The sequence below is a fragment of the Mannheimia haemolytica genome (assembly GCF_004342115.1).
Lineage (GTDB): Bacteria > Pseudomonadota > Gammaproteobacteria > Enterobacterales > Pasteurellaceae > Mannheimia > Mannheimia haemolytica.
On record NZ_SMAC01000001.1, the window covers coordinates 73,547 to 93,366 of the forward strand.

General features: G+C 41.7%; 11 protein-coding genes, 2 pseudogenes and 1 other annotated feature (1 of these 14 cut by a window edge). Of the genes and pseudogenes, 12 read left to right on the top strand and 1 reads right to left on the bottom strand.

Annotated elements, in window-relative coordinates:
- Positions 1-54: a sequence feature (His leader region), on the top strand; it begins 92 nt to the left of the window's first position.
- Between the two features lie 25 nt (positions 55-79).
- The 8 genes and pseudogenes from EDC41_RS13735 to ptrA all read left to right on the top strand — a co-directional run bounded on the left by EDC41_RS13735 (position 80) and on the right by ptrA (position 10,823).
- Positions 80-1,642 (top strand): annotated as a pseudogene (locus EDC41_RS13735) (ABC transporter substrate-binding protein).
- A 59-nt stretch (positions 1,643-1,701) separates the two neighbouring features.
- Positions 1,702-2,151, top strand: a complete 450-nt coding sequence (locus EDC41_RS00405; protein ID WP_006248736.1) for a pseudoazurin — start codon at positions 1,702-1,704, stop codon at positions 2,149-2,151.
- Positions 2,152-2,251: 100 nt separating this feature from the next.
- Positions 2,252-2,773, top strand: a complete 522-nt coding sequence (locus tag EDC41_RS00410; protein WP_006248735.1) for a pilus assembly FimT family protein — start codon at positions 2,252-2,254, stop codon at positions 2,771-2,773.
- Positions 2,774-2,804: 31 nt separating this feature from the next.
- Positions 2,805-3,431, top strand: a complete 627-nt coding sequence (locus EDC41_RS00415; RefSeq protein WP_006251458.1) for a hypothetical protein — start codon at positions 2,805-2,807, stop codon at positions 3,429-3,431.
- A gap of 2 nt (positions 3,432-3,433) precedes the next feature.
- The gene (locus EDC41_RS00420) at positions 3,434-4,117 is read left to right on the top strand and encodes a DUF2572 family protein (RefSeq protein ID WP_020831048.1); all 684 of its coding nucleotides are present in this window, start codon (positions 3,434-3,436) and stop codon (positions 4,115-4,117) included.
- The gene (locus tag EDC41_RS00425) at positions 4,110-4,403 is read left to right on the top strand and encodes a DUF5374 domain-containing protein (RefSeq protein ID WP_006248732.1); all 294 of its coding nucleotides are present in this window, start codon (positions 4,110-4,112) and stop codon (positions 4,401-4,403) included. Before EDC41_RS00420 ends, EDC41_RS00425 begins: the two co-directional genes overlap by 8 nt.
- Before the next feature lie 48 nt (positions 4,404-4,451).
- Positions 4,452-7,742 carry an exodeoxyribonuclease V subunit gamma gene (gene recC, locus EDC41_RS00430; RefSeq protein ID WP_020831050.1) on the top strand — a complete coding sequence of 1,097 codons (3,291 nt, stop codon included), beginning with the start codon at positions 4,452-4,454 and terminating at the stop codon, positions 7,740-7,742.
- Positions 7,743-7,877: 135 nt separating this feature from the next.
- Positions 7,878-10,823 (top strand): pitrilysin, encoded by a 2,946-nt coding sequence (gene ptrA / locus EDC41_RS00435; RefSeq protein WP_006248729.1) that lies wholly within the window; start codon positions 7,878-7,880, stop codon positions 10,821-10,823.
- Between the two features lie 48 nt (positions 10,824-10,871).
- On the opposite strand, the gene EDC41_RS00440 is transcribed toward ptrA, so the two are convergent.
- Positions 10,872-12,518: an ABC transporter substrate-binding protein gene (locus EDC41_RS00440; protein ID WP_020831052.1), complete on the bottom strand. Its 1,647-nt coding sequence runs from the start codon at positions 12,516-12,518 to the stop codon at positions 10,872-10,874.
- A 294-nt stretch (positions 12,519-12,812) separates the two neighbouring features.
- On the opposite strand from EDC41_RS00440, the gene EDC41_RS00445 reads away from it, so the two are divergent.
- The 4 genes and pseudogenes from EDC41_RS00445 to EDC41_RS00460 all read left to right on the top strand — a co-directional run.
- Positions 12,813-14,951 carry a TonB-dependent hemoglobin/transferrin/lactoferrin family receptor gene (locus EDC41_RS00445; protein WP_115262458.1) on the top strand — a complete coding sequence of 713 codons (2,139 nt, stop codon included), beginning with the start codon at positions 12,813-12,815 and terminating at the stop codon, positions 14,949-14,951.
- 70 nt (positions 14,952-15,021) lie between these two features.
- Positions 15,022-16,710 (top strand): ShlB/FhaC/HecB family hemolysin secretion/activation protein, encoded by a 1,689-nt coding sequence (locus EDC41_RS00450; RefSeq protein WP_115262457.1) that lies wholly within the window; start codon positions 15,022-15,024, stop codon positions 16,708-16,710.
- A gap of 11 nt (positions 16,711-16,721) precedes the next feature.
- Positions 16,722-19,538, top strand: coding sequence for a two-partner secretion domain-containing protein (locus EDC41_RS00455; RefSeq protein ID WP_115262456.1), 2,817 nt, complete (start codon positions 16,722-16,724; stop codon positions 19,536-19,538).
- A gap of 122 nt (positions 19,539-19,660) precedes the next feature.
- Positions 19,661-19,792 (top strand): annotated as a pseudogene (locus EDC41_RS00460) (helix-turn-helix domain-containing protein); the annotation flags it as partial.
- Positions 19,793-19,820: the final 28 nt, after the last annotated feature.

Consider the following 19,820-nt stretch of genomic DNA (forward strand, 5'->3'; position numbering starts at 1 on the left):
ATCGCAAACCCAATTCTAACCCTTTCGGAAGGCAACTTTTGAAAGGGTTTTTTATTGCTTAACATTTAAGGATATGACAATGAACAAGCTGACACAACTTGCACTTATTTCTTTAGCATTTACAGGTTCTGCTTTCGCAGCACCTAAATCTTTTACTTACTGTTTGGAATCATCTCCGGCAGCATTGAATCCTCAGATTGCAACAGATGGAGCTACTCTTGATGTCGGGCAAGCAATCTATAATCGCCTGATTGATTTTGAAAAAGGTACAACTAACCTCACTCCTTCTCTGGCAGAGCGATGGGAAATCAGTGAAGACGGAAAAATTTATACTTTTTTCTTGTGTCAGAATGTGCAGTTCCAGAGTAATAAAAGTTTTACCCCTAGTCGTTATTTTAATGCTGATGATGTTATTTTTTCGATTAACCGTCAGTTTGATAAGACGAAGCCATATCACAAATTGCCCGGCGGTAACTATGAGTTTTTCTACGGAATGAATATGCAAAACATCATCAAAAATGTAACAAAAGTAGATGATTACACGGTAAAAATCGAATTATCTGAACCAAATGCCCCCTTTCTTGCTAATTTAGCTATGGATTTTATGGCGATCTTTTCTGCGGAATATGCAAATAGCGGGTACGCCGGAAAAATTAGATTTAGAACCTATAGGCACAGGTGCATTCCAGTTCTATGGTTACCAAAAGGACGCTGCGGTAAGATTTACAGCATTTGAACACTATTGGGAAGGAAAAGCGAAGATAGATCGCCTTGTATTTAGTATTACGCCCGATGCCTCAGTACGTTTAGCTAAATTGGAGAAGAACGAATGCCAAGCGATGCCTTATCCGAACCCGTCAGATTTGCCTGCTTTAAAAGCGAATAAAGATATTCAATTATTTGAAAAGTCAGGCCTAAATATCGGAATACTCGTAAGCCCCCTTTTGATAACCCTAAAGTTCGTCAAGCATTGAATTATGCGGTGAATAAAACTGAAATTTTAACTTCCGTTTACCAAGGCTCTGCAACGCCAGCTAAAAACCCAATGCCTTCTACGATTTGGGGATATAACAACGAAGTAGCCGGTTATGAATTTAATCCGGAAAAGGCGAAGAGCTTGCTTAAAGAGGCCGGATTAGAAAATGGCTTTGAAACAGAAATTTGGGCAATGCCTGTTTCTCGCCCTTACAATCCAAATGCCCGTAGAATGGCTGAAATGATTCAAGAGGATTGGAAAGCAATAGGGGTAGAGGCAAAGATAGTGAGCTATGAATGGGGAGAATATCTTAAACGAATGGGAAACGGCGAGCACGCTACCGGAATGATTGGTTGGACCGGAGATAACGGCGATCCAGATAATTTCCTCAATGCCCTACTCAGTTGTAATGCGGTAGAACAAGGCTCAAACTATGCAGGGTTTTGTAATCCAGAGTTTGACCGTTTAATTAATGAGGCTGCGACTATCAGTGATCAAAACAAGCGGTCAGATTTATATAAAAAAGCGAAATTCATCTTTAATGAGCAAGCACCTTGGTTACCGATTGCACATTCAACGGTGTATTTTCCGGTAAGGAAAGAGGTAAAAGGCTATGTTGTCAGCCCGTTTATTGCTCATAATTTTTATGGTGTTGAGCTGGAATAACCTAAGGTATAATGAATTGAACTCATTTTGTGCCTCATAAATTTAGGAGCAATAAATATATGTTAGCGAAACTTAAGTGGAATCAATTAGCTTGTGTAACATTGGCATTTTGTTCAGCCTCAGTATTTTCAGCCCATCACGAAATCAAAATGTTAGATAACAATGCGGAAGGATCAATGGTATTTGAGCCCGGTTATGTAAAAGCAGAGGTGGGCGATACGGTAACATTTATTCCGTCTCATAAAGGGCATTGGGTTGAAAGCCGCTCGATTCCGGAAGGTGCGGAGAAGTTCTTATCTAAAGAAGATGAGGAATTTACTATTACCCTTACTCACGAAGGTGTTTATGTTTACTATTGTCCGCCACACCGAACCATGAATATGGCCGGAATTATCCAAGTAGGACAAGCTCTCAATCTTGAAGCCACACAAAAAGAAGTGGAAAAAATTGAAAAACGCACGAAAGAAAATAAAGGACGTTTATTTGAATATTTAGAGCAAGTTAAGTAGAAGTGATTTAATTTTGCGATCTGCATCGAAAAATCAATATTTAATAGTTTACAAATGATGCTTAAATTCTAAGATACCCTCTATCAATGAGGGTATTTTTATGTATAAAGCCATCACATTAATTGAAATACTAACCACTATCACTATTATGGTGATCGCTGTTTATTTTATCTCGCCGGTTATTTTTACACTGCAAGATCGAATTGCACTTCATAGTGAAATTGAAAATATCCAATCTTTTATTCAGCAAATCCAAACTAAAGCACGTTATACCAAACGTAATTATACCTTAACCCTTTCTCAGCGGAATAATCAGTGGTGTATGATTGCGGTAATTAAGCCAATCAATACTAGCAAACAAATTATTTGTGATTGTTTGAATAAACATTTTTGTGATTTAGGAAAAGAATATCATCTTTATACGCCGACTCATCAGCAGATTGTATTAAAAAATAAAAGTTTATATCCGAAATCCTTTATTAATGTTGATGGGGTAAGTGGTCAATTAGAATCAAAATGTATTAAGCTCAGTTTAAATAAAGAAAATGAAATTTTGCAATTTGAACAATTAGGACGGGTTTATGTGGCAGCAAAAAATAAACGTAGCACCTGCAAAGATTAGTTTATCTGCTTTTAGCCTAATTGAAGTATTAATGGCTAGTGCATTAGGGGCGTTTTTATTATTGCTTGTTGCTTCAAGTTATGCCGATTTCTATTACACACAAACCAAACAAAAAGAACAGCTCTACTTGCAAGCAGAAGCTCACCAGTTACTAAACTACTTCCAACAGCATTTTCAACACATTGGCTATCAAGGCTCTCACAGAACAGACAGTAATTTTGATTTATTTCAGCAAGCAGGGAAAAGCCTGAATATTGTGCATAAAAATTGCATTATTGGATTTTACGATTTAAACCAAGACGGCTGTTTGGGAAAACGTAAGACAAAAACGGCCGCTTGTAAGTTAGGAACAGTGAATAATACCAGAGAGGTGTTAAAAGAAATTGTTGGCTTTAAAGTAGAAAATAATGAAATTTATACTTTTTCATCGCAATTAGATAATTGTGTGAAAGAACAATGCCAAACATTATTGGAAAATTGCGATGGAAATTGGAGTAAATTTACCGAAGCAAATAATTTCAAAACTAAGAAACTGGATTTTAGTTGGAGACAGGAAGATAACTTATTAAAAATTGAGTTAGAAATAGAATCACCTAAACAAAAAGGATTGATTTATACGGCAGTACGTTATGTTTTTATCTTAAATAATACGAGGTAAAAGTGAATAAATATAAAAATGCCAGTGCATTATTGGTTTCATTAATACTTATTTCTACAATTTTGTCGGTTTTATTTTTAAGTAAAGAAAAATGGCTTGGACAACAAAACATTACCCATTTTTATAGAGAGAAATACCTTTCCGATCAATATAATTTTTTAGCGTTATATCCACAAGATAAAACGCAAATATGCCAAAAATTTCAAAAAGAGCAGATCAGCCAAGAGGATTTATCCGATAAACAATTCAGGTTTTTACAGTATCAATTTGCCTGCCAATTCCATAGTTTATTTAAAGATAAAAAACCGACTAAAGAGAAATATATTCACTTTACCCGTTTGGCGGATTATTTAGATTTATCAAATGTGCCAAACCAAGAGATTTATACTATTCATTCTTTAGCTGAATTACCTAGTAGCAGTGAACGTGAGCCTAAAATTGTGCTTGCTAAAAACGCAATTAATGAAAACTTACCGCAAGATTTTTACGGCATTGTGATAACCGACTATCTGTTTGATATTACCGGCAAAAAAATGTACGGCACGCTTTATTCCTCTTATGATAATGCCCGAGAGGAGCGAAATTTAACGTTTAAAAAAGAGGTACTGGCAGAGCTTGAGGCGAGGTATTCCGCTTGGCGATATTTGCCATATTCCGAACATTTGATGGGAGCGGTTGATGATTAAATATAAAGCAGAAACGGCTTTGTCGCTTTTGGTTGCCATCACGCTATTTGCGATTGTGGTGTTGAGTTTCAGCCAGTGGCAATCGGCACAAAACCACAGGCTAAATCAACATTTCCAACAGCAACAAGCGGTTATGATTTTAGAAAATCAGCTTGCCCTCAAATTAGCCGGGTTAGATTGTGAATCAAGTATTACTCAAAATCAGATTCGCTATCAGATTCAATGCTCTGGCAATCGCTTAACCATTCGCTTTCCGTTAGGCAAAATTGAGCTGAATAATGATTGAATCGTCCCTCGCTTTGGAGGACAATAATTCAATTAGCGAGGCGTTATTATGTTTACACTTTACCAATCCAACCAAATTTCATCACTGGCGGAGATGCTGGTGAAAATCCAGCAGGTAAACCCACTTGAAGATCCGTTTGAGCCGGAAACCATTTTGATCCAAAGTCAGGGAATGGCACAGTGGCTACAAATGCAGATTGCTGAATTAAACGGTGTGATGGGGAATTGCGATTTTCTCTACCCTACTACATTTTTATGGCAACAGTATCGGCTGTTGTTCCCGGAGCTGCCGAAAGAGAATATTTTTGAGCGTAGTTCGTTGGTTTGGCGGATTATGCGGTTATTGCCGAGTTGCTTGACACTATCGGAGTTTGCTCCGCTAAAGCGTTATTTAGGTGATCAACCTAATAAAGAACAGTATCAGCTTAAGCTCTATCAACTTTCTGCCAAAATTGCCGAATTGTTCGACCAATATTTGGTGTATCGCCCCCATTGGCTGGTTAGCTGGGAAGAAGGCAACTTACAAGCGATCGAAAATGAGATAAAAATTGCAACTGCCGCTAAGCCGATTGATTTTGACTTAATTCGAGCCGATATGAAATGGCAAAGCCATTTATGGCAACAGATTGTATCTGATCTGCAATCGGAATCTGATGAGCAGGTTTTTACTACCTCCCACCGTGCCTATTTGCAACAAAATTACTTCGCTAAGTTAGATGACCTTACTGAAACGGAAAAAGCCAAATTGCCAAAACGCATTTTCATTTTTGGGATTTCGTCCTTCTCGCCATTACAGTTAGCGGTGTTTAAGAAACTCAGCGAGCATTGCGATATTCACCTGTTCTTTTTTAACCCAAGCGAAAAATATTGGGGCGACAGTGTGGAAGAAAAAGTGTGGCAAAAATTGGCGTTAAGCCACAAGATTTCGCAAGACGATCTGGATAACTTATTGGCGGAGCAAAGAAATAAACTACTGAATCTTTGGGGCAAACAAGGGCGGGATTTCTTAGCTCAATTAATCGAATTTGAGCCGAATACCATTGATGTCTTTGTCGAACCAGAGGAAAACAGCAACCTCAATAAACTCAAAAAACAGATTTTCAGCTTAGAAAATGACGCCACTATTACCGATTTAACCGCCGATAATTCACTCCAAATTCATTCGTGCCACAGCCCAATGCGGGAAGTGGAAGTGTTGCATAACCAGCTCCTGAATTTGTTTGAGCAAGATAGCACTTTGCTGCCGAAAGATATTATTGTGATGTCGCCGGATATTAATAAATACGCTCCTTACATTGATGCGGTGTTTTCTCGCTACAATACTGGTAATCGGGATCCTCGCTATATTCCTTTTTCATTATCCGACCAAGCATTTACGCAGGTTGATCCGATTATCCACAGTTTCCTGCAACTGCTGGCAATGAAAGAAAGCCCGTTTAATGCCGAAGAACTGTTTGATTTACTGGAAGTGAATGCGATCCAAACCCGTTTTGGCTTTAGTACGGAAGATATTCATACCCTGCGGGTTTGGGTGAGAAATGCCGGCGTACGTTCGGGTGTAGAAATCGAGCAACCTCACTGGCAAAACTACAATTCGTGGGAAAACGGGCTAAACCGTTTATTGCTTGGCTCAAGCCTGAAAGAAGAGCAGGGGATTTGGGAAAACACCCTTGCCTTTGGGGATAGCTATGGCTTAAATGCCGAGCTGGTGGGGCGACTTGCCTCTTTTATTGAGGCTTTATTAGCGTGGGTAAACTTTCTGCAAACGCCACAGCCGTTGGCAGCGTGGCAGCAGGCAATAAAAAATTTGACTGCTGATCTGTATCAAGAAAATGCCGAAAATGCTGCATCAATTTTATTGTTGAATAATGTGAATGATCAGATTATCGAGCAAATTTCCGCAACCCATTTTTCAGACGATCTGCAAATTGAGGTTTTAGCCTTATTGTTTGAGCAGCAGCTCAGCCAACATTCACAGCAGCTTAATTTCTTGGTCGGACGGGTGAATTTTGCCACCTTGCTTCCGATGCGGGCGATTCCGTTTAAGGTAATTTGCTTGCTGGGTATGAATGAGGCAGATTTCCCTCGCCAACAACAAATCAATAGCTTTGATTTAATGCAGTACGCCCCGAAAAAGGGAGACCGTGCCAAACGTGATGATGACCGCTACTTGTTCTTAGAAGCCTTACTTTCCGCTCAGCAAATGTTTTACATCAGCTATATCGGGCAGTCGCAAAAAGACGGCAAAGAGATGCTACCGTCGATTTTGGTTTCCCAACTGTTAGATGCAATGAATGAAGCTTTAACGCCTGAATGCAAGCAACAATTAAGCGATGAAGTGGAAGTTTTGGTCAGAAAACAACCTTTAAGTGTGTTTAGCAAAAAGAATTTTACCCACCCACGAGATCACGCTTATAACGCAGAGTGGATTATCAAGCCGACTGTTGCCGTACAAGATTTTCTTAGTGAGCCTTTAACCAATGAAAGCGTGGCTTCGCTAGAACTTGATGAATTAATCTCTTTTGTACAAAACCCGATTAGGTTTTTCTTTCTAAAAGTGTTGGGGATTTCGTTTAACACTTATGATGACACCATTGATGAAAGCGAAATTTTTGAGATGTCGGGGCTGGATAACTACCGGATTTTAAACGAATTATTAACGATAAATTTAGCACAACAGCAACGTTTTTTTGCCGAAGAGCAACTCAAAGGCAATTTACCTGCTTCTTATTTTGCTCAAATTGCCACACAAGATTTGATCGGCAAAATTACCGAAATGCAAGCGGCGTTAAGCCACTATTTAGCCAGCGAAAGCCGTATTTTGAGTGTTAATCGGGAGGTTGAGCTGGAACGCCAAACCCTCACCCTAAACGGCAATATTGCCAACCTATATCAGAATGAAGTGGTGCTATGGCGAGTAGGGCATTTACGAGATAAAGACAAGATTCAGACTTGGATCTACCATTTATTATTGTGTGCCTATTTCCCTGAAAAAACGGTGAAATTCTATTACCGAGAGGGTGAGCAAGTTGGTGTGTTGAGCTTTGAAACCGTCTCGCAGATAGAGGCATTATCGCAATTAAGCATTTATTTGAATGCTTATTTGGACGGATTATCGCAAGCCCAGTTAGTGATCTACGACCGAATTGAGGAATATCTCAAAGGTGATGGCACAAACAGCGAACAAGTTCTTATCGATTTAGCAGAGAAAGATGAGCGAGACGGCAGCTATCTCCATCGGCTTCTCGCTCAAACTAAAGAGCTGGATTCTCAAGCGATTCACCAACGTACTCAAAGCTGGTTTAGCTTAATGAATCAGAAAATAGCGAAAGGCGATTAACTACAAGCGGTCGTTTTTGGCTGAAAATTTGCAAAATGAGAAGGCGAATAATAATTCGCCTACCTATAAAAATAGAATTTTTTCCGTATTTTACTGTCAATTTATTACTACAATGCTAATTTCAAAAGGAGATGTATGAAATTATCTTTTCTTACCCAATTCGTTGCAGCGGCTTTTGCCCTCAATGTGATGACTTACCCTGCATTTGCGGAAGTTGCAAAAAATTCTGAAAAAACGACCGCTAGTCAACCCCAATCCCAACTCGGTTTTGAGCTGATTAAACAGAGCATTAACAAAAGCCCGAATGATAAAGCGATTTATCAAGGTATTAAACTTGATAATGGAATGGAAGTGCTACTGATTTCCGACAGTCAAGCGAATAAATCGTTGATGTCTGCCATTATTCCGATTGGCTCAATGGATGACCCGATTTCTCAGCAAGGTTTAGCCCACTATCTTGAGCATATGATCTTGATGGGCTCGAAAAACTATCCGGAAACCAACAGCTTAGACGGTTTTTTAACCAAAAATGGCGGTATGAATAATGCCTCGACTGCTTCTCACCGCACGGCGTATTATCTACAAGTCAATAACGAAGCCTTTAGCGAAGCGGTAACACGACTGGCGGATACGTTAGCTTTCCCGTTATTGCTGGAAACCAACGCCAAGAAAGAGGTTAATGCGGTCAATGCGGAGATGGTGCGAGCTAAATCGCACGATGGGCATTTATTGCACAGTGTTAATTTAGCCACCGCAAACCCGGCTCATCCTGCTACCAAATTTGCGGTAGGCAATAAAGAGACGTTATCTGACAAGCCGGATAGCAAATTACAAACCGAGTTGGAGCAATTTTATAAACAGCATTATTCTGCGAATCTGTTTAAAGTGGTGCTTTATTCCAATCAATCGATTGAGCAGATGGCAAAATTGGCAGCCAACACTTTAGGCAAAATGGAAAACAAACATTTCAGCATACCGCAAACCGCTGAGCCACGTTATCGTGATGAGGACAAATCGGTATTTATTCAATATAAGCCGGTGAAATCCAACAAAATGTTAGTCATTGGCTTTGATTTTCCGAATGACGAAATGCAGTTTAAGCACAAAACCGGTAAATATATTGCTTATATGTTAAACAATAATACCGACGGCACGCTTTCGGATTACTTGATTAAACAGGGGTTGTCTGACGGCGGTATTGAGGCGGTTAGCAGTGCCAATATCGGGCGGGATCGAGGCTCGTTTGACATCTATATTGAACTGACAGACAAAGGTTTGAGCGAGCAAGATCAAATTATTTCATTGGTTTTCCAACAAATTGAGAAGATCAAACAAGAAGGCATTCAAGAGAGCTATTTTAGCGAAGTGAAAGAGAGCCTGAAGCAGGATTTCCAACATTTGCAAGTGGAAAAAAATATGGATTTCGTGGAATTTATTGCCGATCAAATGCTCCATTTCCCGTTAGAACACGTTATCGATCAGCCTTATCTGACCGAAACAATGGATAACGAGGCAATTAAAGCAAAATTGGCGGCAATGAATATTGATAATGCCCGCATTATGTTAGTCAGCGATACTGCCAAAACCGACAAGAAAACCCCTTATTTTGAAGCAGGTTATTCGGTGGCAAAAATCACGCAAGAACAAAAGCAAAAATGGCTGGATTTCAGTAAAAATCCACAGCTCAATTTGCCTGAATTGAACCCGTATTTCACTACCGATTTTACCTTAAACAAGGTCGAAACCGGCTTAACTAAACCGAAATTGATTAACGACCAAGCGGGGAATTTAATCTATACAATGCCGAGCGTGTATTTTACCAATGAACCGAAGGCTAAAATCGGCGTTGGCTTTAATATTCGCCCGAGAAAAGATGACTTAAAGAGCCTGACCGCAGCGTCTATTTTGGGTTATATGAACAATTTAGCCCAAACCAAGTTAGATTTTCAGTCTTCGGTGGCGGGTATGAATTTAAGTTTAGCTCCGGCGGCAAACGGTTTAGCCTTAAGTGCAGAGGGTTATACCCAAAATCTGGCTAAATTAATGCTAGACAGCGTAAAACAGTTCAGCCGCTTTGAGTTTAACGAAGACGTGTTGGCACAGGCTAAACAACGTTTGCACCAAGAGCTGGATCGTAACGAAAAAGAAAACAGCCTTAATCAAGCTAATGCAGCATTAAGCCGTTTTGCCTCTTACCCTTATTTTGATGTGCCGAAACAGCGTGAGATGATTGATAGCATTACCCTTGCGGATATTGAGCAACTACGCCAGCGAATTTTGCAGCAGAGCAGCGGCTTTAAGTTGTTATCGGTGGGGAATTTGTCGGCTGAGCAGGTTTCTGCTCTGGCAGAGGATTTACAAGCGGTCATAAAAAACCAAAAATCTGCAAATGCTACCGGACAGTATGTGGATGTGAGTACCAGTCAGCGTAAGATTAATGTGATTAAAAGCGTGCCGAATGAAGATAATGCGTTGCTAATGGCATTTATGCCGAACGGCTATAACGAGCTGGAAAGCCTTACTCGAGCCAAATTGCTCAGAAGCATTATTTCCCGTTGGTATTTTGATGATTTGCGTACTGATAAGCAACTAGGCTATGTGGTTTATGCGACAGATAATATCATCGGGAAAACCGCCGGTATCCAGTTTATGGTACAAAGCCCGAATACCACACCGGCAGGGATTTTAGAGCATAACGAACGTTTCTTTACACAAAGTTTCGAACGTTTAAAAAATCTATCTGATGAGGAATTTGGAAAATATCGTGATAGCCTAGTGGAAAAACTGCAATATAAACCGGAGTCTTTAGCGGAAGAGTTTTCTGAGTTCGGTTCAGACTTTAGCAGAAATAACCCGAAATTTGACCGCTTGCAACAGGTGATCGAATTAACCAAAGCACTCACCAAAGCAGATATTGTGGCATTTTACCAAAAAGCTGTGATTGAAAAGCAAGGCTTCGTGTTTGTCAGCCAAGCTGTCGGCACCAAAACCAAAGCTGAAGACGTTGCGAAATTTGACGGTTTTGAACAGATCGAAAGCATTGAAAAGCTACAACGAGAGTTTGAGATTAAGGATTATTAGAGAGTTATTAGAGAGAGTTAGGGGCGAAAAATTTTCGCCCCTCATTTTTTAATCCACAATTTTCACCGGATATAAGTAAGTATATCCGAACGGACTTTGTTTGTAGCCTTCAACACGTTTGCTGGTTGGGGCAAAGTTAATTGAGTGAGCCACGTTAATCCACGGAGCTTGCTCTCTTAAGATAACCTGTGCCTGCTCGTATAACTTAGTACGTTCTGCTTTATCAGATGAGACTAATGCTTTTTCTAATAACGCATCTAACTCAGGGTTAGTAAAGCGAGCATAGTTACTGTTGCCGATATTTGGCGTGCCGAATAGTGGCGATAAGAAGTTATCCGGATCGCCGTTATCGCCCGACCAACCGTAAGTTCCGGCGGTTAATTCACCGGCTTTGGTACGCTTGATGTAATCACCCCATTCATAGGTGACTAATTTTGCTTTTACGCCGATTTTTTCCCAGTCGGCTTGAATAATTTCAGACATACGGCGTGGGTTCGGGTTAGAAGCACGCACCACAGGCTGCACCCATAATTCGGTTTCAAAACCGTTCGGGAAGCCTGCTTCAGCTAATAGTTGCTTCGCTTTTTCCACGTTATATTCTGAATCCGCTAAGCTGTCGTTATAGCCCCAAATGGTTGGCGGAAGTGGGTTTTTCGCCGCAAAACCGTTACCTTGGTAAACTACATCAATAATCGCTTTTTTATCCACTGCTAAGTTTAACGCTTGGCGAACTTTCACGTTATCAAACGGAGCTTTTTCGGTATTGAATGCCACATAAGCAATGTTCAAACCCGGTTGAGAAAGTAAATTGATTTTCGGATCATTTTTCATTTTCTCAATGTCGGTTGCATTTGGGAAGTCCATTAAATCACATTGACCGGATTGTAATTTCGCATAACGGGTTGTTGCATCCGGCACGATCTCAAAAATCAAACGGTCAATGTCAGGCTTACCTTTCCAATACTCTTTGTTTGCTACATAACGACTGGCTTGGTCTAGCACATAACCGCTAAACACAAACGGACCTGTGCCGATTGGCGTGGTATCTACCGCTTCAGGTATGCCGGCTTTCATCATTTTATCCGCATATTCCGCCGAATAAATGGAGGTGAAATCCATACCAAGGCTGGATAAGAATGACGCATCACGTTTGGTTAAGGTAATACGAACGGTGCTGTCGTCCACTTTTTCCACCGATTTCAATAATGTCGGGAATTTCATTGCGTTGAAATACGGATAAGTGCCGTTAGAGACGGTGTGATACGGATGATTTTTATCTAACTGACGGTTAAATGAAAATACTACATCGTCCGCATTCAATTCACGGCTTGGAGTGAAGTCTTTGTTTGAATGGAATTTCACGCCTTTGCGTAATTTAAAGGTGTAAGTTAAGCCGTCTTCGCTGATTTCCCAGCTTTCTGCCAATGCCGGTTCAATATCGGTTGTACCCGGCACAAATTCCACCAAGCGGTTGTAAATTTGTTGCGAGCTGGCGTTATAAGATAAACCGTCCATCATTAAAATCGGGCTAAAACCGGTTGGCGAACGGCTAACGCAGTTTACAAAGGTTTTCTCGGTTTGCGGTTTTGCTGCTGCCGCAGTAGGTTTATTTTCGTTGCTTTTATCATCGCAAGCCGCTAGAGCTAATACCGCTAAAACGCTTGCACTAATTTTGGTTAACGTTGGAAATTTCATATTATTCTCCGCTTAATCTTAGGATTAACTTACGAAGATTACCTTTTCCACAATGAGGAGTAAAGAACAAAAAGCATTTTGTTATAACGAAATGATATAAAAAATAAAGTACGGATGCTTATTTTTCAAAATTTCAGATAAGAAAGGAAAGATAGTAGCTAATTCTTAAGATAACCCTATTTTAAACGTGTATATAAAACCTTCATATACAAATAATTCTCATTAGCTAATTGATAGCAATTCTCAATAGTGTTATATTATTGCTCTACCTTATACCTAAAAAGAGGAGTAAGAATGCAACTTTCTAAACTATCCCTTGCGATTACTGTTAGTTTATTCTCTGCAAATATTTTTGCAAATCAATCCATAGAATTAGATACCGTCAACGTCATTGCCACCCGTGATCCAAGTAAATTTGCTGATACGCCACAAAAACAAACTAAAGATGCACTTTTGGTAAAACAAGCGACGAGTGTGGCGGTGGCATTAAAAGCGTTGCCGAATGTGGATGTGCAAGGAGGGGCCCGTGCGATTGCGCAGAAGCCGTCTATTCGTGGGTTGAGCGATAATCGTGTTGTGCAGGTGATTGACGGAGTGCGTCAGAATTTTGATTTGGCTCACCGTGGTTCTTATTTTGTGCCGATGTCATTGATTCAAGAAATTGAAGTAATCAAAGGCCCAAGCAGTTCGTTGTGGGGGAGCGGTGCCTTAGGTGGTGTGGTGGCAATGCGCACACCGAATGCGTTGGATTTATTGAAAAATAATGACAAATTCGGGGCAAAAATCCGTCAAGGTTATCAAACGGCGAATAATCTTTCCGAAACCGAAGCCTCGGTGTTTGCAGCAAATGATCGGTTTGATGCCTTGCTGAGTGGTTTCTACAATAATGCTGACAATTTGCGTAGTGGTGAAGGCAGGGAGCTGAATAACACCGGCTATAAGCAAGCCGGTGGCTTGGTAAAATTCGGTTGGCAACTGAATGAGGCAAACCGTGTGGAGCTTTCACACCGTGAGAGCCAATTTAAGCAAACAGCACCAAGTAACAATGATGTCGAAAATCAATTTACCACTGCAGACATCAACGCCAAAATTGCGGCGTGGCACGCAGCCAATCCGCCTTCAACACCGAATTTCTTTGCGAAATTAGCGGCATTTTATGGCGGTTTGGGCGCACAATTTGGTAGCGTGAGTTATTTGAGCGATCAAAAAATTAACGATAAAAGCACCGCACTTAACTACTATTTCAACCCGAGCAATCCTTATGTCAATGCGCAAGTGACAGTCTATCAAAACAGCACCACGGAAAAAGAGCAACGTAAAGTGAGTGGTGTGGAAGATCGAACCAAATTAACCACGCGCGGCATCAATCTGCGTAACCATTCCGAATTGCCTTGGTTCTCGTTGGTCTATGGTGTGGATTATATGCAGGATAAAGCCGACACCGAGCGTGGCACAAACAATAGTGATGCCCGCTATCGTTCTAATCCGTATCAAGCAAAATCCAATACGACAGGTGCATATTTAATCGCCCATATTCCGCTTTGGGGCGAAAAACTGCTGTTCTCGCCGAGTGTACGTTATGACCGTTTCAACACCTCAAGCGAGGCGGTGAAATACCAAGACAGCCATTGGTCGCCGGCGGCAAAATTGACATGGAAAGCGACAACTTGGTTAGATTTTACCGCAAAATATAATGAAGCCTTCCGTGCGCCTTCAATGCAAGAGCGTTTTACAGGCGGTTCGCACTTTGGTACTCAAGGACAGGGCGGTGCACCGATTATCAATATTTTTGTACAAAACCCGAATTTACGTCCTGAAACTGCGAAAAATAAAGAGATCACTGCCCATGTGCATTTTGATGATCTGATCACACAAGGGGATAAATTCAGCGTTGAAGCCACTTATTTCCGTAACGATGTGAGGGATTTCATCAATCTTCAACTTTACAAAGCCAATCCGGCAAGCCCGATGGAAGTGATTCCAACCCGTTCGCAATATCGCAATGTAACCAACGCACGATTAAGCGGTGTGGAGTTACAAACCCAATATCAAACCGAGCGTGTTACGTTCTTGGCAAACTACGGCTCAACCAAAGGTAAAGATAAAGACAGCGGAGAAGCCTTGTCGAACATTGCTGCAAGCAAAATCGGCTTTGGGGTCAATTATGCCGTGGTGCAAGACAAATTCACGGTGGGGGCAAACGTAACCCGTTATCAAGCACAACATCGTGTGCCGAAAAACCACGGTGTGACTTACCAAGGCTATACGCTGACCGATCTACACGCCACTTACGCCCCATTAAAAGGCGAATGGAAAAACCTGCGTTTAGACTTGGCGGTTGAAAACCTATTCGATAAAAAATACCAACCGGCATTCAGCTTAATGGAAGGCAGCGGTCGTAATGTGAAACTCAGTGCGGCTTACAGCTTCTAATGTCTTTAACGGAAGACGGCACAAGCGGTCGTTTTCCGGTTATTTTTTGCAATATTAAAAGGGAGTTACTATGAAATTTTATCCGTCGCTGATCGCAAGTGCGGTCAGTTTTGCCGTTGTTTTGAGTGGACAAGCGGCAGCGAATGTGCCGGATGCCGGCTCGTTACAGCGTGAATTAGACCAACGTCAAGCTCAACAAAAAGTCAAACCGAGTGGCGAATGGTTTAATCAAGCGGCAAAAGCACCTTATACCGCAACGGACGGTCAAGAACTGACATTTCCATTAACTCAGGTACAAGTTTTTGATTGGACCAACCAAGAAATCTCTACCCCGGAATTAGCCCCGATTTTGGCAAACTATGTGGGTAAAGCGGTTTCGCTGACCGATTTAAGCAACTTGGCAAATGAGATCACCGAGTTTTATCGCAGCCACAATTATCTGGTGGCAAAAGCCATTTTACCGCCACAGGAAATTGAACAAGGTAAGGTGAAAATCCTGTTGTTTAAAGGCAATGTCGGTGAAGTGCGGTTACAAAATCAGAGTGCTTTAAGCGATAAATTTGTTGCACGCCTTGCCAACACCACAGTGAATGGTTCGGAATTTATCCTAAAAGACGAGCTGGAAAAATTTGCCCTCACGATGAATGATGTTCCCGGGGTGAATACCGGCTTGGAGCTTTCTGCCGGTAAGCAAGCAGGCGAGGCGAATTTGCTGATTAAGCTCCAAAATGCCGAGCGTTTCTCAGGCTATGTATCGGCAGATAACCAAGGCAATAAAAATACCGGACGTTACCGTTTAGCCACAGGGATAAAAGCCAATAATCTGATAGGTTGGGGCGATGAGTTGAAAGTGGATTTGATGAGTTCCAACAACGCTAATTTAAAAAATGCGCGTTTGGATTATTCGAGCTTGATTGACGGCTACGCTACCCGTTTGGGCTTAACGGCGAATTATCTCGACTACGAATTAGGCGGCAACTTTAAAGCCCTGCAATCCCAAGGGCATACTCACAATCTTGGGGCTTATGTGTTGCACCCGACAATCCGCTTGCCGGATTTTCGGTTAAACACCAAAGTCAGCTTTAATCATCAACGTTTAACCGACAAACAACAAGCGGTCAATGTGGCACAAAAACGCCAAGTAAACAGCTTAACGGTGGGCATTAACGGGTCGTGGAATTCGCTTAAAGACGGCACAAGCTATTTCTCTCTGTCTGCCTTGTTCGGCAATTTAGCTAACCACACCAATGAGCAAGCGCATTATGTGGCAACAGATTTTCAGCCCAAATCCCGTTTTACGGTCTATCAATACAGCCTGTCTCACGAACAAGCGCTGCCAAAATCCTTTGCCTTCAACCTTGGCGTGAATGGGCAGTTTGCGGATAAAACCCTCGACAGCTCACAAAAAATGTTACTGGGCGGTTTATACGGCGTGCGTGGTCATCAAGCCGGTGTCGCTTCGGTGGACGAGGGGCATTTAGTGCAAACCGAACTCAAGCATTATTTACCGCTCTTTTCCAAAAGCCTGCTGACCAGCTCGGTCTTCTATGATTATGGGTGGGGAAAATACTATAAACATAGCGGATTTTTGGCGCGTGGTGTAAACAATAGCGTGAAATTACAGAGTATCGGAGCAGGGCTTTCGCTCTCTGAAGCAGGCAGTTATGCCATTAACGCCAGTGTTGCCAAACCGCTGGGTAAAAAAATCGAGAATGCAGATAAACACCAATTCTGGTTCTCCGCCATCAAAACCTTTTAAGGAGACAATTTATGTTTAAACGTAATGCAATTTCTCTCTGCATTTTGACCGCTTGCAGCGGTTTAGCCTATGCCAATACAGCAGATTTGCCGCAAGGTGAAACGGTGCGTGTCGGGGCGGCAACGATTGATCGCACAACCGATAAAATGACCGTGAATCAATCCAGTAATAAAGTACAAATTGATTGGAACAGTTTTGATATCGGTAAGAATAAAGAAGTGGAATTCAAACAACCGACAGAGATGGCGGTGGCATATAACCGTGTTACCGGCGGAAACGCCAGCCAAATTCAAGGCAAGCTGACGGCAAACGGCAAAGTGTATTTAGCCAACCCGAACGGTGTGCTCATCACCAAAGACGCGGAAGTGAATGTGGGCGGTTTGTTAGTGACCACAAAAGATTTAGAAAAAATCAGCGAGAACGGCAATAAAGATAAATTTAGCCGTAAATTACAGAAAGAAGGCAAAATTCTTAACCAAGGTAAAATTACGGCCAAAGGCGAGCGGGCTTTTGTGGTATTGGTGGGCGACGATGTGGCTAATGAAGGGGAAATTAACGCCAAAAATTACTACCACAAAGAAACGAAAAAAGTCACCGAATGTTATGACGATCCTTGGAGCTGGGGAAAACGATGCTACGATTTTGATAAAGAAATCGTGAAAAGCACCAGTGGCGAAGTGCATTTATCCTCCGGAGAAAATGTTACCTTTACCTTAAGCGACCGCTATATTGATGTGGTGTTAGACGATAATACGGTCAATAGCATTATCAAAAATGACGGGGCAATCATCGCCAATGGTGACATTACCCTCACTGCCAAAGGGCGAAATCAAGCCTTAGACAGCTTAATTATCAATAACGGCGTATTACAAGCCAATAAGGTGCAAAATAAAAACGGCACGATCATTTTATCTGCCGGTGAAACCCAATTACACGAAAAAAGCCAGATTAAAGGTGAGAAAGTGAGCTTTGCCGAAGCTTCCTATTACGGCCCGAAAGAAAACATCAAAGTGGTGTCCAAAACAGGCTCAAAAGTGACCGCACCTGTGATCGATTTCAAAGGCAAAACCGTGAATACTCAAGGCAATTTTGGTCGTGAAGACAGCACAGAGCATTACAATGATGAACTCAAAACATTGCGTACAGTGGTAAATATTGAAGTGCCGAATACGGAAGATATTCGCATTGCCGATACCGACAACGGCGGTAGCGGTTCCTTTATACAAGCGGGTGCTTTAGGCTCATTACTTGCAAATAACGGTCGAGTGAATGTACAGGGCAAAGGCTTTGATATCTCAGGCAAGTTAAATGTGGATGCCTTTAAACAAACGGATTCCGTGCTGAAATTCATCAATCAGGCGGGTATCCATATCCACAACGCAGATATTCACTCAAACGGGCGTTTATTTGTGCTGACCAACCTCCCGAATGACACGGATTTCCAATCGAATATCCGCATTACCGACAGCAAAATCAACCTAGGAAACGGTGCAATAGGCTTTGGTCGCAGTGCAAAACGTTGGGAAATGCACGATGTGGTTCGACGTGCCGATACGGAACTGCGTAAAAAATTCAATCTGGATATGAAAAACGTGGAATTAAACCAAGTGGATGATTTTGTGGTGGCGGGCGGTTTCCAACAAGTTAATTTGGATAACGTGAAAGCCCGTGGCAAAACCAACTTCTATCTGGATTCCGGCAACTCCCGCGTGTTTGTCGATGAGAAGATTTATGAATATGGCGTAACCGATATTGAAAAACGCACCCAATTGGCGAATTTAGACCAGCGCAGAAAACGTTGGAATTCGGATAACTATGATGAGACCGATCTCAACTGGGAATACAACCAACGCTTTGACGGCTTTGCAGCAAAACACAATCACCGCGCGCCGATTGCCGATACGGAAATCAATATTGCCCATAGTGATATCAGCTTAGATAACGGTTTTGTGCATTTAATGGCAGAAAAAATCAATCTGGACGACAGCAAAATCAATATCACCTTCAACCAAGACAACAGCTTAGATGAAAGTACCCAAATCAACCGCTTAGGACTAAACGGCAAAGTGTCGATGAAAAACAGCCATATTAACGTAGTGGGCGATGAAAAAGACGGTATCTCGCCGGCTCGCCATTATGCCACGATGTTCTTAGTGGGGGAGCTGCTTGGTGAAAAGAGTTCTATTTTCCTCAAATCCCACCAAGGTGCAGTATTGAGAACCGACAGCAATGTTAAAATTGCCGGTAAAAACAGCAAAGACGACCTCAAAATTACCGCCATTACCACCGGTAAAAAAATGGGCAATGAAATCATCGGAGCGGACGGCTTGCCAACCTCGGAAGATAACGACGCCAACGCCAGCAATACCGCCTTTGCTATCGGCTATGAACCTAACGCTACGACTATCGTCGAAAATGCAAGCATTACCGCATTAGCACCAAACGGCGGCTTGGCATACACCGGCACGTCTAAAACCCAAATTGACGCGAAGGATAATGCTACCTTTACCTTCTTTGAAAAACCTCGAGCCGGCTATGACAAATTGCTTGGCGACATCAAAGGTAACCCCGATAAATTAACCCCACGCGATTTCGCCCGTTTATACGACAACATTAAAGGCATCAAAGCCAGCAGCCTATCCGAACAACAGCTTGGCCAGGCAGATACCGCGAAGAAAACCAGCGAACACACCTTAGCAAACAGCCTAGACGTAGAAAATTTGGTTTCAGTGACAGTGTGTGATGAGCAGAATAAGTGTGAGGAGCGTATGTTAGGTAACAAAAATACCAATGCTAAAGTTATTGTCGGAGATATCAAATTTGAGTAGCGTTGAAGAAAGTGGTAGAAGCTCAGACTTGATCTGATAAAGCACTCTAAAAAGTGAGAGTTTCCCGTTTAGAATATGAGTGTCAAAATTCAATCTAAACAAAAAGGAAACTCTCATGTTTTATTACTTACAATCCCCTCATTAAACACAAGACCGGTTTATTAAATTTAGCAGAAGAACCGGGCAATATCTCTCAAGCCTGCAATGTGGTGGGTATGAGCCTAGATACATTCTATTGCTATCAACAAGCGGTTATTTTTGGCAACTAATTTGCAAAAAAAC

Bases quoted from the DNA above. Each gene is read 5' to 3' on its own strand.
- EDC41_RS00405 (WP_006248736.1), top strand. From the start codon at position 1,702: ATGTTAGCGAAACTTAAGTGGAATCAATTAGCTTGTGTAACATTGGCA.
- EDC41_RS00410 (WP_006248735.1), top strand. From the start codon at position 2,252: ATGTATAAAGCCATCACATTAATTGAAATACTAACCACTATCACTATT.
- EDC41_RS00415 (WP_006251458.1), top strand. From the start codon at position 2,805: ATGGCTAGTGCATTAGGGGCGTTTTTATTATTGCTTGTTGCTTCAAGT.
- EDC41_RS00425 (WP_006248732.1), top strand. From the start codon at position 4,110: ATGATTAAATATAAAGCAGAAACGGCTTTGTCGCTTTTGGTTGCCATC.
- recC (WP_020831050.1), top strand. From the start codon at position 4,452: ATGTTTACACTTTACCAATCCAACCAAATTTCATCACTGGCGGAGATG.
- ptrA (WP_006248729.1), top strand. From the start codon at position 7,878: ATGAAATTATCTTTTCTTACCCAATTCGTTGCAGCGGCTTTTGCCCTC.
- EDC41_RS00440 (WP_020831052.1), bottom strand. From the start codon at position 12,518: ATGAAATTTCCAACGTTAACCAAAATTAGTGCAAGCGTTTTAGCGGTA.
- EDC41_RS00445 (WP_115262458.1), top strand. From the start codon at position 12,813: ATGCAACTTTCTAAACTATCCCTTGCGATTACTGTTAGTTTATTCTCT.
- EDC41_RS00450 (WP_115262457.1), top strand. From the start codon at position 15,022: ATGAAATTTTATCCGTCGCTGATCGCAAGTGCGGTCAGTTTTGCCGTT.
- EDC41_RS00455 (WP_115262456.1), top strand. From the start codon at position 16,722: ATGTTTAAACGTAATGCAATTTCTCTCTGCATTTTGACCGCTTGCAGC.